General features: G+C 39.1%; 19 protein-coding genes. 7 read left to right on the plus strand and 12 right to left on the minus strand.

All coding sequences use genetic code 11. The features are described 5' to 3' along the window. Positions 1-18 precede the first annotated feature (18 nt). The 11 genes from coaE to ACNR9Q_RS13470 form a co-directional block, all read right to left on the minus strand. Positions 19-603, minus strand: a complete 585-nt coding sequence (coaE, locus tag ACNR9Q_RS13420) for a dephospho-CoA kinase (protein WP_419211729.1) — start codon at positions 601-603, stop codon at positions 19-21. Next, positions 600-1565, minus strand: coding sequence for a CdaR family protein (locus ACNR9Q_RS13425; RefSeq protein ID WP_419211730.1), 966 nt, complete (start codon positions 1563-1565; stop codon positions 600-602). The genes coaE and ACNR9Q_RS13425 overlap by 4 nt, the downstream gene beginning before the upstream one ends. Next, entirely contained in the window at positions 1565-2572 is a 1008-nt protein-coding gene (locus ACNR9Q_RS13430) for a glycosyltransferase (RefSeq protein ID WP_419211731.1), read from the minus strand. The genes ACNR9Q_RS13425 and ACNR9Q_RS13430 overlap by 1 nt, the downstream gene beginning before the upstream one ends. A gap of 47 nt (positions 2573-2619) precedes the next feature. After that, positions 2620-3426 carry an enoyl-ACP reductase FabI gene (locus tag ACNR9Q_RS13435; protein WP_419211732.1) on the minus strand — a complete coding sequence of 269 codons (807 nt, stop codon included), beginning with the start codon at positions 3424-3426 and terminating at the stop codon, positions 2620-2622. An 82-nt stretch (positions 3427-3508) separates the two neighbouring features. After that, positions 3509-5161, minus strand: a complete 1653-nt coding sequence (recN, locus tag ACNR9Q_RS13440; RefSeq protein ID WP_419211733.1) for a DNA repair protein RecN — start codon at positions 5159-5161, stop codon at positions 3509-3511. A gap of 54 nt (positions 5162-5215) precedes the next feature. Next, positions 5216-6109: a DUF4835 family protein gene (locus ACNR9Q_RS13445; protein ID WP_419211734.1), complete on the minus strand. Its 894-nt coding sequence runs from the start codon at positions 6107-6109 to the stop codon at positions 5216-5218. Then, complete coding sequence (gene coaBC, locus ACNR9Q_RS13450; RefSeq protein ID WP_419211735.1) at positions 6102-7307, minus strand: bifunctional phosphopantothenoylcysteine decarboxylase/phosphopantothenate--cysteine ligase CoaBC; 1206 nt, start codon at positions 7305-7307, stop codon at positions 6102-6104. The genes ACNR9Q_RS13445 and coaBC overlap by 8 nt, the downstream gene beginning before the upstream one ends. Positions 7308-7313: 6 nt before the next feature. Further along, positions 7314-7640 carry a DNA-directed RNA polymerase subunit omega gene (locus tag ACNR9Q_RS13455; protein WP_419211736.1) on the minus strand — a complete coding sequence of 109 codons (327 nt, stop codon included), beginning with the start codon at positions 7638-7640 and terminating at the stop codon, positions 7314-7316. A 15-nt stretch (positions 7641-7655) separates the two neighbouring features. Next, positions 7656-8477, minus strand: coding sequence for an outer membrane protein assembly factor BamD (locus tag ACNR9Q_RS13460; protein ID WP_419211737.1), 822 nt, complete (start codon positions 8475-8477; stop codon positions 7656-7658). A 117-nt stretch (positions 8478-8594) separates the two neighbouring features. Then, positions 8595-9485: a 4-hydroxy-tetrahydrodipicolinate synthase gene (gene dapA / locus ACNR9Q_RS13465; RefSeq protein WP_419211738.1), complete on the minus strand. Its 891-nt coding sequence runs from the start codon at positions 9483-9485 to the stop codon at positions 8595-8597. A 2-nt stretch (positions 9486-9487) separates the two neighbouring features. Next, the gene (locus ACNR9Q_RS13470) at positions 9488-10021 is read right to left on the minus strand and encodes a DUF6913 domain-containing protein (RefSeq protein ID WP_419211739.1); all 534 of its coding nucleotides are present in this window, start codon (positions 10019-10021) and stop codon (positions 9488-9490) included. 45 nt (positions 10022-10066) lie between these two features. On the opposite strand from ACNR9Q_RS13470, the gene ACNR9Q_RS13475 reads away from it, so the two are divergent. The 7 genes from ACNR9Q_RS13475 (at position 10067) to ACNR9Q_RS13505 (ending at position 15930) form a co-directional block, all read left to right on the plus strand. After that, a complete protein-coding gene (locus ACNR9Q_RS13475; protein ID WP_419211740.1) occupies positions 10067-10852 on the plus strand; it encodes a 5'-nucleotidase C-terminal domain-containing protein in 786 nt (261 codons plus the stop codon). 1 nt (position 10853) lies between these two features. Continuing rightward, the gene (locus ACNR9Q_RS13480; protein ID WP_419211741.1) at positions 10854-11762 is read left to right on the plus strand and encodes a bifunctional metallophosphatase/5'-nucleotidase; all 909 of its coding nucleotides are present in this window, start codon (positions 10854-10856) and stop codon (positions 11760-11762) included. A gap of 11 nt (positions 11763-11773) precedes the next feature. Next, on the plus strand, positions 11774-12244 hold the full coding sequence (locus ACNR9Q_RS13485) for a GNAT family N-acetyltransferase (protein WP_419211742.1): 471 nt from the start codon (positions 11774-11776) through the stop codon (positions 12242-12244). Positions 12245-12293: 49 nt separating this feature from the next. Then, positions 12294-12968: a hypothetical protein gene (locus tag ACNR9Q_RS13490; RefSeq protein ID WP_419211743.1), complete on the plus strand. Its 675-nt coding sequence runs from the start codon at positions 12294-12296 to the stop codon at positions 12966-12968. Positions 12969-13192: 224 nt separating this feature from the next. Next, positions 13193-13849 carry an OmpW/AlkL family protein gene (locus ACNR9Q_RS13495; RefSeq protein ID WP_419211744.1) on the plus strand — a complete coding sequence of 219 codons (657 nt, stop codon included), beginning with the start codon at positions 13193-13195 and terminating at the stop codon, positions 13847-13849. 328 nt (positions 13850-14177) lie between these two features. Further along, entirely contained in the window at positions 14178-15152 is a 975-nt protein-coding gene (locus ACNR9Q_RS13500; protein WP_419211745.1) for a YitT family protein, read from the plus strand. A gap of 160 nt (positions 15153-15312) precedes the next feature. Next, positions 15313-15930 (plus strand): MarC family protein, encoded by a 618-nt coding sequence (locus ACNR9Q_RS13505; protein ID WP_419211746.1) that lies wholly within the window; start codon positions 15313-15315, stop codon positions 15928-15930. A gap of 75 nt (positions 15931-16005) precedes the next feature. On the opposite strand, the gene ACNR9Q_RS13510 is transcribed toward ACNR9Q_RS13505, so the two are convergent. Further along, complete coding sequence (locus ACNR9Q_RS13510) at positions 16006-16374, minus strand: winged helix-turn-helix transcriptional regulator (protein WP_419211747.1); 369 nt, start codon at positions 16372-16374, stop codon at positions 16006-16008. Positions 16375-16473: the final 99 nt, after the last annotated feature.

Raw genomic sequence — 16473 nt, forward strand, 5'->3', positions numbered from 1 at the left:
GTTAAAATTGCTAAATCACTAACAATCAGCAAGAATTAGCTGGTGTAGATTTTTAACTTTCGATTTGGTTCTTACTAAATCAATATTTTCAATGGAATAATCGGCCAATTCCAATTTAGCGAGGTCATCCAATTGATTTTTCATTCGGGCTTCAATCTGCTCACGTGTACTATTGTCTCGGGTAAGAAGTCTTTCTATGCGTAGTTCCAGTGGGGCAAAAACAAGTATTGTTTTCGCATAGAAGTCTTGTAATTTATTCTCAAATAATAGCGCAGTTTCTTGAATTACATACGGAGTTTCCTGTTGTTTTGCCCATTTAAGAAAGTCCTTTCGTACTGCCGGATGTACTATGGCATTGAGTCGAGCTAATAATTCTGTGTCATTAAAAACCTTTTTAGCTATAAAAGCTCGATTGAGTTCAGTATCATCGTAAGCCATTTCCCCAAAGAGCTGAATAATTCGGGACTTCAGCTTTTTTGAAGTATTCATAAGAAATTTGGCCCTTTCATCTGAATTATAAACGGGAACACCAAGTGCTTTGAATAGTTCCCCTACGGTAGATTTACCGCTTCCAATACCTCCTGTTAATCCAACTATTTTCATTCCCTTCGCAATATGAATTCAATTTCATTGGTGTTTAGAAATGCATTGTTCAACGATTTAGGGTAGCGCTCTAACGTTATGGGAAGCCTATTTCCATTTTCCTTTGAGACATTCAAATAATTTGCGACCACAAAGAAATCTTCAACTTCGAGCTCTTTTAAACGCTCTAAAGTTCCTTGACAACGCACTTCTACAATCTCAGGAAAGGTTCGCACCTTTACATCTTTAGGTAAATTAATAACGCTCACCGGCACTTTCACTACTTGTTCAGAGAACTTTACGATAGTACCTTCAATAGTTATGTTTTGGGGTGAGAAGTTAGTTGCGTTTAAATTACTAGGTAAATTTAATGGGACGGCTGTTGAAAACGAATTATTTAAATTATTACGCTTAAATAGTTTTGTTTCAATTTTTTGAATCGTATCAATTTGACTTTTAGGCCCAGTAACTTTAATAGAATCTGGCGATAGGATCAATTCCCCTTCTAGAATATGGTTATTAGAAAAGGTTAAATCAACAACAGCTTTCACAGGTACCTTCTTTGACTCCAAAGAGGTAAAATCAAAATAAATAAGGTCACCGTCAAAATCGACCAAGGTACTGTTATTGTTCAGTTGCGCCTCTAACTGAATCTGAATCTGATCTTCTGTAAGATAATAGGTATTATCTCTATGCATAACCTTGCTTACATCCAAATTAATTTTCTTTGGCTTTAAACCATATCCTAAAAATTGAAACCCTACAGCCCTTAAGCGTACTTGAATTTCCTTTTTAGGGGTATTCGCTAAAATAAATTCCTTAGGAATATTTACATAAGTAATGTGGAAAATGGTATTACTGGTATATTGCTGGGATAGTTTGTTAATCAACCAAGCAAGCGTAGCGCACAGTAGAAATAGGAGGAAAACCTTCACTTTCCTTTTTTTCAATCCTGTTTTTATCCATTCTACGAAAAGCTTCATTAATTAGTTTTAAAAAATAATTTTGGAAATAACAGCTCTGGTTTCTTATTGCCAAATTTAAGATAAAGGGTAGATTTTAAAAACCCGTATCCATATCCTAAAAATTGTACTCCTGTTGCGAACAAGGCGAATAGTGCTACTTTTAAGTTTCTAGTTTTTAAAAGCGCATCTAATAGTAACACTCCAAAATACAATCCGTAACAAAGAAGAGGAATTGCATGTCCCAAAAGTGCCAACACCAGTGAAATCAGAAACCCAAAACAGAACAACGTCGGAAACCAATAAGTGATTTTGGTTGTTTCTGGATGCCATTGGTTCAATATCGGCCTTACCATACCGAACTTATTCACTTGTATATAGAACTTGTTCCAATCAATCCGTCTTTTGTGAAAGACATAAGCCGTTGGAATCAATTTGGTTTCATAGCCCTTGTTCCAAATACGAATAGTGAGATCTGGATCTTCCCCAGGATGTATATTTCCATAACCCCCAACATCTTCAAAAGCTTTTTTTGAAATCCCCATATTGAAACTTCTGGGCTGAAATTTATCAACCGCTTTTTTACCGCCACGTATGCCCCCTGTCGTAAAAAAAGAAGTCATTGCATAATTTATGGCCTTCTGAACGCTAGAAAAAGATTCATGGGCCGCATCGGGACCCCCATAGCAGTGTACAAATTCGGCCTTTAGACTTTTTTCGGCCTCCATTAGATATTCCGGTGGAAGAATACAGTCAGAATCCAGCACAATAAAATAGTTCCCTTTTGCTTTTTCCATGCCGTAATTACGGGAATCGCCAGGACCGGAATTCGGTTTCTGATAATAGGAAATGTTCAAACTATCTGCATATTCCTGAACGATAGCTGCCGATGAAACCGTGGAACCGTCTTCTACAATAACCACTTCAAAAGGCTTATCAAAAGTTTGTGTGATAAGACTCGCCAACAGTTCCTTGATTTCGTTGGGTCTATTATATACGGGAATGATAAAAGAAAACGATAATTCCATTATTACTTTCCTTTTATGACGGGGCTCCTATGAAATAGAAAACCGGATTAGAATTTCTCTATGACTTCTTGACTTACCCCTGTATTGGAGAAACCTCCGTCATGGAATAAATTCTGCATGGTAACTTTCTTGGTTAAATCAGAAAATAAAGTTACAGTATAGTCGGCGCAATCTTGTGCGGTCGCATTTCCTAAAGGAGACATTTTCTCGGCATAACTGATAAAGCCATCAAACCCTTTTACGCCTTGACCAGCCGTAGTTGCTGTTGGAGACTGCGAAATAGTATTTACACGAACTTTCTTTTCTTTACCGAAGAAGTACCCAAAACTACGCGCAACCGATTCTAAGTACGCTTTATTATCGGCCATGTCATTATAATCTGGAAAGGTACGTTGTGCCGCCATATAGGTCAAAGCAACGATACTCCCCCATTCGTTCATGGCGTCCGCTTTATAAAGCGATTGTAAAACTTTATGAAATGAAAGTGCAGATACATCCCAACCTTTTGCGGTGAAATCATACTTCTCATCTGTATAGGCACGACCTTTTCGTACGTTAACGGACATTCCGATAGAGTGTAATACAAAATCTAATTTCCCACCTAAAATTTCGGTTGCCTTGGCTACCAAATTATCTAAATCTTCAACGCTAGTAGCATCCGCAGGAATAATTTCTGAACCGGTCTTCTTGGCCAACTCATCTATTTGACCCATTCTCATGGCGATCGGGGCGTTTGTCAAAACAAAAGTACCACCTTCATCGTGTACTGTTTGCGCCGTTTTCCATGCAATGGAATTTTCGTCCAATGCTCCAAAAATAATTCCCCTCTTTCCTTTTAATAAATTATATCCCATGATGGTCGATTCTAATGTTTATGTTACGGTTCAAAGATATCTAAAATATGTTAAAATAGAATTGTAGCTTGTTGTAAAAACCTCAATTCAAAAGTTGCCTTGCATGTGCCAAAGCAGAATCTGATAAGTCCTTGCCGCCCAACATATGTGCCAACTCCACCACTCTTTCTTCAGTATTCAGTTTTTTCATATTGGTCATGGTACGCTCCGCTCCTTCGGTCTTGAACACTTTAAAATGATGATTTCCTTTAGATGCGACTTGTGGCAAGTGGGTAATGGAAAATACCTGTAGATCATTGCTCATGTCCTTCATAATGTCCGCCATTCTATTGGATATTTCACCTGAAACCCCAGTATCAATTTCATCGAACATGATAGTGGGTAGCTTTTCGTACTTGGCCAAAATAGCCTTGATGACTAGCATAATTCTTGACAACTCACCTCCTGAGGCTACCTTTTTCAATTCTCCATAGCTGCCGCCCCTATTTGCAGTGAACAAGAAGGATAGCTCGTCCATTCCTGTAGCGGTGAATGAATCTGAGGGACTTAAACCGATTTCAAACGATGCGCTCGGCATACCAAGTTGGGCCAGATCACCTTCCAGTTTGGCCTTTAATTCTGGTATGACTTCTTTTCGCTTTTCCCGAAGCACAACCGCCTGTTCCTCCAAGACAGATTCCATGTCCTGCAATTCCCGTGTTTTTAACGCTATTTTTTCATCTAGATGCGCTGTCTCGAAAACTTTGTCCGCTAGCTCATTCTTAATAACAATCAATTCTGAAACTTCACTGACGTTATGTTTTTTCAAAAGATTATAAAGCAATTGTAGTTTTGCACTCACCGCTTCCAAAGCATCAGGATTCGCTTCTACACCTTCATGAATTCGTTGTAATTCTGAGTTAACATCATCCAACTCTATCAAGACAGACTGAACCCGTTGGTATAAGTCTTTATAATTAGACCCAAAGTTCACTAATTTAGCCAAAGACTGGCGCATTTCGGTCACCAAAGGCAAAACCCCCATTTGCTCGTCATTGAACAATTGGTCGCCTTTAGACAACTGTTCTATGATAAGTTCCACATTGTTCAACTGTTCGTATTCTTCCTCAAGCTCTTCAACGATTCCAACTTTTAAGGGAGCATTTTCAAGTTCGGTCAATAAAAAGGTATTGTAATCATGCTCCTTATTGGCAGTGCTTTGAACTTCGATCAACCCATTCAGTTCCTTTTGGGCCTTTCTGTAGGTTTTGAGGCCGCTAGAATATTCCGCCAACCTTTTTTGATTGCCCGCAAGTGCATCGACCAACTTTAACTGAAAGTCGTTTTCTGTCAATTGCATGGTCTGGTGTTGGGAATGGATATCAATAAGGTTTTCCCCTAATTGTGAAAGTACATCGAGCGTGACCGGTGTGTCGTTAATAAATGCCCTCGATTTTCCACTGGGTAAAATCTCCCTCCTGATGACCGTGTTGGCATCATAATCCAAATCATTTTCCTCAAAAAACTCCTGAAGTCCGTAATTCGCAATTTTAAACGACGCTTCGATGATGCATTTTTCATCCTTCACCCGAAGTGAAGACAAATCGGCCCTTTTCCCTAACACCAAAGACAGACCCCCCAAAAGAATCGATTTACCCGCTCCCGTTTCACCGGTAATCACCGTAAAACCTTTATCGAAGCCTACTTCAAGACTGTCGATCAACGCATAATTTGTAATGGAAAGAGTGGAAAGCACTATTTTGAAATTTAGATTCTCAAAGGTAATCTATATTCCGTTTTGAAAAAAGGTTCAATATTTAATATCGTTCCACGTACTAGCGTACAAGGGTGCAATTTTATTCAATGTTTCCTTTAATTTTACGATATCCACTTTTGGGCCATCAGAAAATATATTTTGAATCTCTTCGGATTTCGCATCGAAGAAGGTAGAAATCAAGAAGGCATTGGGCCTTCTATTTATCATGGTCTGGAATAAGTTCATGGTCCCGGCAATGACCTGTTTACCCGTACTATTATTATCGGACATAATGTCCAAGCCCTTCCTATGGTAGTTGTACATGGCTATGCGGTACTCTCTATAGGTATTGGAAAGTAGGTTATCAACTAACTCGAAGCGACTACGGTTAGAATCTGCAGATTGGCTCCATCCGGCAGAATTACCGCCTTGGGCCAGGGACACGATATTCTGCGCCTTCCTGTAAAATTCCGTTCCCCCCTCGAGCGAAAAAGTATCCGCATCAAGTCCTAAAATAATATAGGCATAATACGAAAGTACACTCACCAAGTTGGATTCAAATTGGTTCGGATTAAAAATCAAGGGCTGAAATTCAATATATTGGAAATTGAACTGATTGTCCTTATAATTAAAAATAGGTGTAGAATAAGATGTGTTATAAACCGGCCTGGAAGACTGAATCTGAATCGTCCCCTTAAATCGGTTGGACTCATATTCTGTAATGGTAATGAACATTTGTGCATTTACACGTTCATTCTCCTTATAGACCCTATTGGTCCACTTCGTTTTGTTCACGAAATCGTTCAAAGAACGCTCCAAGGTCTTAAATACCTTTAAATCTCCTTGTGATAATTGATCGGAATTCACGGTAATGGCGCAGGTGAGTTCCTGTGCCATTGCCCCTATACCCACGAAGCAGAAAATCAATAAAAAAACAACCCTACGCATGACGTCTTTTAATAATTTCATTGAAGATATCCATGGCAACTTCTGCCTTGGTCTTTAATTCAAACGTCGTTATGGTGGAATTGGTATCTATGAAAGAAATTTTATTGGTAGGTACCCCGAATCCAGCTCCTTTGTCTTGCATCGAATTCAAAACAATGGCGTCTAAATTTTTCCGTTTCATTTTCCCAGTTGCATTCTCCACTTCATTTTCTGTTTCCAAGGCAAAACCCACCAGAAACTGCCTGGTTTTTTGCCGCCCCAAGGACATTAGAATATCTGTATTCTTTACCAACTCCAAGGTCAAAGTATCATCCGATTTTTTAATTTTCTGATCAGCCACTTGTTTTGGCCTATAATCTGCCACCGCGGCCGCGCAGATAACGATATCAGAAGTTTCGAAATACATTTTGGTGCTGTGATACATATCCTCAGCAGAGACAACATCTACGACATGAATATTATCATGCTGTATCGATAAATGAGTGGGGCCTGTTACCAAATATACCTCCGCTCCTAAACTAGCCGCAGTTTTTGCCAATTCAAAACCCATTAAACCTGAAGAATGATTTCCTATAAAACGTACGGGATCTATTGCTTCATACGTCGGCCCTGCCGTAATCAATACCTTATTACCCGAAAGAGGTAACCCTGAGCGAATATTGTTTTTTATAAAAGCGATAATTTCCTCTGGTTCTGCCATCCGACCTTCTCCGTGGAGGCCGCTCGCAAGTTCTCCATTCTTAGCGGGTATTATTTTATTCCCGTAAGAAACCAAGGCTTCCATCGAACTTTTGATGCTGGGATGTTTGTACATGTCCAAATCCATAGCAGGTGCAATATAAACAGGACACTTGGCGGATAAGTAAGCCGCCAATAACAAATTATCACAGGATCCCGATGCCATTTTGGACATGGTATTGGCGGTAGCCGGGGCAATTATCATTAAATCTGCCCAAAGACCTAATTCGACATGGTTGTTCCAATCGGTCATATGGGCTTCAGTTTTTACAAAATCTGAAACTACAGGGTTTTTTGACAGCGTTGCCAAGGTAAGTGGAGAAACAAAAGAACTGGCACTATGCGTAAGAATGATCTTAATGTTAGCGCCAGCTTTTATGAATAAACGAACTAGGAATGTTGTTTTATAAGCAGCTATCCCCCCGGTTATGCCTAAAAGGATGTTCTTGCCGTTCAACATACTTCCTTATGCGTCTTTTTCGGTATTCCTGTAATATATTTTATCCATTAACCACTCCTCTACTGCCATGGCATGAGGTTTTGGTAATTTTTCGTAAAATTTAGAAACTTCAATCTGCTCCTTGTTTTCAAAAACTTCTTCCAAGCTATCGCTATAGGTAGCGAACTCTTCCAATTTTTCCAACAGCTCTTTCTTTATCTCTGAGTTGATCTGAACTGCGCGTTTCGCTGCAATGGAAATAGCTTCGTAAATATTTTCGGTTTTATCATCAAACTCGTTACGGTTGATGGTTACCGTTGATACCGCTGCCTTGGAGTTTTTTAAATCGTTCATATTCATAATTGTTTATTATTTTGATTCAACAGTTTGGAACCGCTGTAATTCCTTATCTATTTTTTCTAGAAGATTTGTAGCTTCTTTATCGAACTTTGATTCTGGGTATTGTTTTTTAAGTGACGCATAAGCCGCCTTTGCACTTTTTAAACGCTCCTCCTTCAAACTTTCAAAACTATTCATAGCCATATGGGTAAGTGCTTGCAATTTTATGAACATTACATCCTCACGGTATACAGAACCAGGGTTATCCGATATAAAATTATCACTTGCCGTTACCGCAGATTTCAACATATCATAATTGAATTCCCCTAAACGGTTATACTGCTCTACTATTTTATAGGCTTTACGCTCTTTTTTCGTTGTAAGCTCTTTAGCCATAACGTTGGCTTCTGCAAAATATTCAGAATCTGGATAGGTATTGATGAAATTCTGCAATTTCAACAGTGCCTTGTCCGTATCTGTTTGGTCTAACGAATATACGGGAGACAATTCATAATAGCTCTTTGCCCCCAAGAAGGAAGCCTCTACAACTTTATCACTTTTTGGATACGATTTAATGAAGCGTTCGAACTGGTATCCAGCCATATTGAAATCTTCACGCTTAAAATAGGTGTCCGATAAAAAGAACATCACACGCTCTCCCTGAGGTTTCCCTACATACTTCGGAGCAATCTGCTCATACAAACGGTTCGCCCGCTTATAATCACCTTCCTCATAAAATTTTTCCGCTAGGTCATATTTAGCTTTTAAATCATCTTTTTTAAGCACCTTTTGGTACTCACTACACGATTGTAAAGCAATGGAAATCAATAGCAATGGAAATATTCGCCTCATTCTAAAAAATATTTTGCAAAATTAGTGATTCTGTTCGGATTTAAAAACAAATTGAACCAATAAAAATAATGGCTTTAAACGGCAAACCCCCTAATTTTGAAAAGATTTAACGAAACTTTAAACGGTTATTTTAATAACCGATTCCATAAAAGATACAATGCGGTGCTTCAGGGAATCTGTGGCAGCGACCAAGGGCAGCCTCACGTAGGACTTCGCAATACCCAAACACTCAAAAATAATTTTAATGCCAGCCGGATTACCCTCCTCAAATATCAACTTCATACCGTCCTGCAATTTGTAATGTAATTTGTAGGCCTCGACCTCGTTTCCTTCTTGGGCCAAGTGGACCATTTTTGAGAACTCTTGAGGAACTCCTTGCCCAATAACGGAAATTACACCTTCGCCACCGGCCAGAATGGTTGCAACAGCAGCAATATCGTCTCCTGAAAGTACCATAAAACCTTGGGGACGTTTTTCGATAAGTTCCAAAATTTGATTCATATTACCCGAAGCCTCTTTTACCGCCACTATATTATCGAAATTCTTGGCCAACCGTATTACGGTTTCCGGCAACATGTTGCTTCCGGTACGGCCAGGTACGTTATAAAGAATGATAGGTAATGGTGAGGCGTGGGAAAGCATCTGAAAATGCTGATAAATTCCTTCTTGGGTAGGTCTGTTATAATAAGGGGATACCGATAGTATGGCGCAGTATGCCGAAAGATCCAAGGTCTTTAATTCTTCCACTAATGCATATGTATTATTACCCCCCACTCCGATTACCAAAGGCAAGGCTCCCGCATTGGCTTCCACAACGGTATCCATAACCAATTGCTTCTCAGTTTTGGTCAAGGTTACCGATTCGGCCGTAGTTCCAAGCACTACCAAGTAATCTATATTTCCTTCGATACAATGTGCCACCACATTTTTCAGGGCCACGACATCCACTGAACCATCTTTTTTAAAAGGCGTTATCAACGCTACTCCTGCACCCTGTAATTCTTTCATAATCAAATTTCTTTAAATATACCCAAGTACTTTTTCAACTCTTTTTTAAAGGTCTGAAAATCCCCCAAAGGCATGTCCATAATCAAATCGTTATATTCGGGACCTATGTCTTTAAAACCCACTTTTATACGGGCCTTCGTCTTTGCCGACATTAAGTTCAATAAAAGATTATCTTCATTATAATAATTGACCAACAGATCGTATTCCCTACCCAAAAATTCAAGGGCGTAACTATTTTCTATTTCTCCGTTCCACCCCAAATCCTTATCTGAAAAAACGGGAGTGGAATAAGGTGAGTTCTTGTCATAGAATCGCTTATACCCGATAATTTTCACTGCATTTGGCCTCAATGAAAACTCTTCTAAAAATTGAAAGAACACTTCAGATTTTTCAAATCTATCCAAGTCCACAATGCAGCCCAAAGAACGTATCCCCTTACTCTCATGAGCCACTGAAACAGGTTTTACCAACAATTGTTTTAATAATTTGCGGCCAGATTTCTGCTTGAACTTGTCCGTAATTCCTTTTAAAAACATGTATTTTTACATTTTCACAAATGTAAATAATATCCCTGCAACTCTATGGCGAAGTTAATACACTTTGGTATTTTAAAAATAAAACATTTTGTTGTATTTGTAACATTTATAATGCTGGTTTCCTGCGGTGACGCTTCTAAACAGCTCACCCAAATTGCAGCAAAACAAATTTCTATAGATAGTACCTACACCAGTATAGACTCCATCCAAGGGTTCATTACCCCTTATCACGATCATGTTGAGAAAATTTTAGACAGTACACTGGCGTATGCACCGTACACCATTTCTAAAACCGACGGTGAATTCAATACGACCGCCGGAAATCTAATGGCAGACATCGTCTTAAGTCAAACCGAACCAATTTTCAAAAAACGTACTGGCCATGATATTGACTTTGTAATATTAAATCACGGCGGCATACGAGCAGGAATATCCAAAGGAAAGGTTACCGCCCGCACGGCTTATGAAGTAATGCCTTTTGAAAATTACGTTATAGTGGTTGAGCTCAAAGGGGAAACGTTATTCAAACTGGTCGACTATTTGATTCAATCGAAAAGGGCGCATCCTGTGGCGGGAATGCAACTGATCCTGAACAAAGATAAAAGCGTAAAAAGCTTTACAATCAAAGGAAAACCTGTGAACCCTAAGCGTAGTTATTATGTGGCTACTTCCGATTATTTGGTCACCGGTGGTGATAACATGAACTTTTTTAAGGAAGCGCTGTCCAAAACCGAAACCGATTATAAGATTCGCAACGCCATGATCGACTATTTTTCTAAAGTCGATACCTTGGCCCCGAAGGTAGACCTTAGATATTATCAAGTACAGTAATATGAAAAGAAGGACATTTATACGCACCACGGCCGCTTCCTCTAGTCTTTTAACCTTAGGTGGCCTAGGTCTTGATTCCTGTACGGCATCGAGCAAAAAACATATCACCATTTTGCACACCAACGACGTTCATAGCCATATCGATGCTTTTCCCAATCATCATGCTGAATTTCCCGGACTTGGTGGTTTGGCTAGAAGGGCGGGACTCGTAAATAGCATCCGTACAGAGAATCCCAACACGCTTCTTTTTGATGCCGGTGATATTTTTCAAGGTACCCCCTACTTTAATTTTTATGGGGGCGAATTGGAATTTAAACTCATGAGCATGCTCAATTATGACGCCTCCACTATAGGCAACCATGATTTTGACAACGGTATCGGTGGCCTCCTAGCACAAATGCCCTACGCTAAATTTCAGTTTATTACCTCCAATTACGATTTTTCAAATACGGTCATGGACGGTCTAACGCAACCGTATAAGGTCTATGAAAAGGACGGTATAAAAATAGGCGTATATGGTTTGGGAATTGAGCTGGACGGACTGGTCACGAAACAGCTCTATAAAGAGACCCAATATTTGGATCCGTACGAACTTGCGATAGAGATGGAAACAAAACTAAAACAAGAAGAACAGTGCGACTTAGTGGTTTGCCTTTCACATCTAGGCTATGAGTATGCCTATCCAGACAAACCCGATGATTTAAAACTGGCAAAAAAAACCAGCTATACTGATTTGATCATTGGCGGCCACACCCACACTTTTTTGGAAAAACCCACGATTGTAACCAATAAATCCGGTCGGGAAATATTGGTGAACCAAGTTGGTTGTTTTGGTGTTAATCTAGGAAGAATCGATTTTTATTTTGATGACGTTGGCACCTCTGCGTCAGGTTACACAATAACAGTCTAATTATTGGACCAATGAAAAAGCTAATACGGACCGATAGTTCAAATCCTGATTTCATTTCATTGGTTGCTTTACTTGATGCTGATTTAGCAGAGCGTGATGGTGAGGAAACCGCGTTCTATGCGCAATTTAATGGTATTTCAAAATTACGTCATACCGTAGTTCTTTATATTGATGAACTTCCGGTAGCCTGCGGGGCTTTCAAACCTTTTAAAGACACCTTGGTAGAAATAAAACGCATGTTCGTGCTCCCAGAATATCGCGGTAAGGGAATCGCTTCAAAAGTATTGACCGCTTTAGAACTATGGGCCGTAGAGCTAGGCCATGTTGCTTGTGTTTTGGAAACTGGCCTACGACAACCCGAGGCCATTGCACTTTACAAGAAAAACGATTATCAAATTATTCCCAATTACCCACCTTATGAGGGTATTGAAAATAGTGTTTGTTTTAAAAAAGTGTTGTCAACCAACACTTCAATTAGCTAAAGCAATACATATAAATCCCATACTTTATTACACTTCTAAAATAATGACGATGAAACAAAGCATAATTGTAGCAATCACCTTTCTTCTTAGTTCATGTTCCAATAAAAAAGAGATCAAGTATGTATTTGAGAACACTGAAATTGAACTGAACTGGTTCTATGTGAAAAACACCGATACCGATATGATCGAAGTGAAATGTGGAGACACATTTCAAACTATATTTGAAACCCAAAAAGGAATAGAAGAAGTACAGGTGGTGAACAAAAAGATAATCATTTCCCACCCACAACTTGATGCGTTAGATCCGAAAATACAGCAAACCAAGGAGATTTGCGGGTATACTGTTGAACATCAAGAATTTAAACCTCACGAAGTCAATCACGATGCGAAAACGATAAAAACAGACTCCCTACCGACGCAGGAAGTAACTGAATTTAAAAATCAGCGTTGGATCAGCACGACCGACTCCCTTTCAGGAATTGAAATAAAAAAAGGCAAATGGATTCTGTTTTACAAAGGAATGGAAACGAAACCGAGCGACTTCTACACTCCTGAGATACGAAAAGCCAAAATTAACGAAACTTCGCGTAAACCTATTGAATACATGACATTAACAAATTCTTCAGACACCTTGGAATATGTTGTTCTTGAACATACAGCTGATTTTTTAAGTTTAAGTTATATACCTAGGGGAAATACCTTAGATTATCGTCCTGAAAAATAAAAAGTCCCGACAGCAATTACAAAACCGGGAAAGCTTTTTCATGTCAGCACCATTTTTTTATTACTATAAAGAAAGCTACAGCTCCACATTATAAAGTATAGATTTCCAATACCGATTCAAAAACAAAAATCCCATTAAGATTTTTAAGGCCTATGATAATTCTCATAAACTGCCGCTTAAGGCAGCCATAAATTTGTATCAAAGAACATACAAAACCTTAAATTATGAGAAAAATAGCAATTATTCTAATCGTCATGGCACTGGTACCTCTTTCAAATTTTGCACAAGATAATCAGACCTCTAAAGCAACCACAGGTTTTAATAAATGGCAGGTACGGCTTCGAGGTATCGTAGTAGCTCCCAATGAAAGTGCCACCATTGAAACCATAGGAGGAGACGTAGACATTTCAACTTCGGTCGTTCCAGAACTGGACTTTACCTATTTCTTTACCAAGAACTGGGCCGCAGAACTTATTTTAGGCACTACAAAACATGATGTAAAGGCCGTTTCTACAGCAGCTGGGGATATCGACTTGGGCAGCGTCTGGCTATTGCCTCCGACCTTAACGGCACAATATCACTTTACAGGGGGTGCGTTAAAACCTTATGTTGGGGCAGGTATCAATTACACTATTTTCTATAGTGTAGATGAAGGGCCGACCGCAGATGATGTAAGTTATGACAATAGTGTTGGTTTCGCATTACAGGCCGGTCTGGACTATGACTTGAATGACAAATGGTTTATCAATGTTGATATTAAAAAACTATTTTTAAATACAACCGCCACCGTAGATGCTACAACAGCTTTAGGAGCAACTGTAGATGCTGATGTAGATATTGATCCATTACTGATAGGTCTTGGCATAGGCATGCGTTTCTAATTCACTATCCATTACTTATAAAACCCTGAACAAAGCTCTTGTTCGGGGTTTTTCCATTTTTAAAATGGCCTCTAAGTAGATCCTACCCACACGTAGAAACCTACCCTTTGCTTATGAACTATATTCCTGCTTGTTGAATACCAATTTCAGCGGAAGCACTTTTTACTGAAAAGAGACGACCTCTCCCACCATTTTGACCGATGTATATTTTTCATGCGTAACATTTTAGTGAGGCAATTTCATTCAAAATTTGGAATGGGTCATCCAATTGTCCTTCCATTTTCCGATCTTCGCACTATTCCCTGAAAGCATAAAAAAGAGCGATTCTATGAACTCATTTCTAGCAAACCTTATCATTCGTACGACCTTCAAGTTTAAGGACACAAAAGAATCCCCGAAAGGAAAGCCTTCTGAATATCTACTCGCCAAAAGATATCGAGATTACGTCATTTCCCTTAAACGTAATCTTAAAAATATAGTCCTTATCGTAATCGGTATTTTTTCTGCATCCTTTGGTTTTAAGGGCTTTTTATTGACCAATGATTTTATTGACGGTGGAGCGACGGGAATTTCGTTACTTCTGGCCGCAATTACAGAAATACCGCTCTACCTGCTCATTATTGGCGTCAACCTACCCTTTATCGTGCTGGGCTATAAGGTAATGGGAAAACGATTTGCCATAAAAACCGCCTTTGCCATCACAGGTCTTGCCCTCTGTGTGGCCATCGTCCCTTTTCCAAATGTCACCAATGATGATTTACTCGTAGCTGTTTTTGGCGGTTTCTTTCTTGGAGCCGGCATCGGACTTTCCATTAGAGGTGGCGCCGTGATCGACGGTACAGAAATTCTGGCCATTTTTCTTAGCCGTAAATTTAGTACGACCATTGGCGACATTATCATTCTGATCAATATTGTTATTTTTTCATTCGCCGCATATTTACTCTCCATTGAAATTGCGCTCTATTCGATGATTACGTATATCGCCGCTTCTAAGACCTTGGATTTCATTATTGAAGGAATCGAAGAATATATCGGTGTTACCATTATTTCTTCCCAAAGCAAACGTATTAAAGAAATGATCATCAGTAACTTGGGGAGAGGCGTTACCATTTACAAAGGCCAAGGTGGCTATGCACGAGAAGGGGTCTCCCAAGAAATGGATATTATATTCACTGTGATTACGCGTTTAGAGCTGAACAAACTAAATACGGAAATCGAAAAAATCGAACCGAACGCCTTTATAATCATGAACAGTATAAAGGACATCAAAGGGGGCATGATTAAAAAAAGACCCTTACACTAAGCAGGAAAAACCTGGCGAAAAACATCTTGAAAGAGAAGATCAGTCCGCGACGAAAAGGTTTAAGGAACATTTAAAATCAATCATATACTACCTTTCTAACAAATCAACGTTAACTTTGTCGGTTTAAGTTTTAAAATGACTCCGTTGAGAAAATTTAACCATGGATAATCTTATTACCTTTTCTGTTACCGTTTTTACGGGTTTTTTTGCCATCATGAATCCTATTTCCAACATGCCTATTTTCCTTTCGTTGCTTGAAGGAGCGGATGAGGAAACCAAACGTAGGATCAATAAAAAAGCGCTGCTTATTGCCTTTACGATCGTATGCGTTTTTGTAATCCTTGGAAAATTTATTTTTGAGTTGTTCGGTATCACCATCCCAGCGTTTAAAATAACCGGGGGCGTTTTAATATTTTATGTCGGTTTTGAGATGTTACAGTCTAAAAAATCGAATATGAAAAATATAAAGGAGACGAATTTTGACGAGAACATCGCCGTCTCCCCATTGGCCATCCCCATTCTTGCAGGACCAGGAACGATCGTAACGGCCATGAATTTTGTGTCGGACACCAATTATGTACACATCGGGATTGTAATCCTTATTTTTGGGTTGATGTGCTTATTGACCTATTTCATTTTCAACTTCAGCGACACCATTGCCAAGAGAATTGGGGATAACGTAATTTCAGTTGTCGGAAAAATCATGGGTCTGATCATTGCCATTATCGGTACCAGTATGATTATCGAGGGGATTAAAATTTCATTCAATCTAGACTGATTTTTTGTAGTCCGCAAAATTTAAAGCCAATTCTTCCCTAACAAACTATTGAAGAGAACGTTTTAGCGTTATTCGTTAGCGTACGAATGCTTCCCGAGATACCCGTATCTCCTCAAAATTATGATCGGCCCATCGCACCAATTCCTTTAAATGGGGCAATAAACTTGCGCCCCGCTCACTTAGGCGATACTCCACTTTTGGCGGAATCACAGCATATACCTTGCGTTCTACCAATCCATCGGCTTCCAAACTTTTCAACGTTGTTGACAACATCTTCTGAGAAATGCCGTCTACGTACTTATGAATTTCATTGAAACGCAGCACTTCGGTATCGTTGAGAACCAATAAAATCAACATGGACCACTTGTCCCCGATACGGTCTAGAACGTTTCTTACGGGACACGTATCTTGCATTGCATATTTTTTTAAAATTTCTTCTTCCATAACCTATTGATTATCAATAAAACTAACAACAAAGTAAGTGGGTTACCTGTGGGTACGCTCTTTTTTGGTGTATAATTACTTTCTATCTTTGACTTACCA

The organism is Maribacter sp. X9 (assembly GCF_048537565.1).
Classification (GTDB): Bacteria; Bacteroidota; Bacteroidia; order Flavobacteriales; family Flavobacteriaceae; genus Maribacter.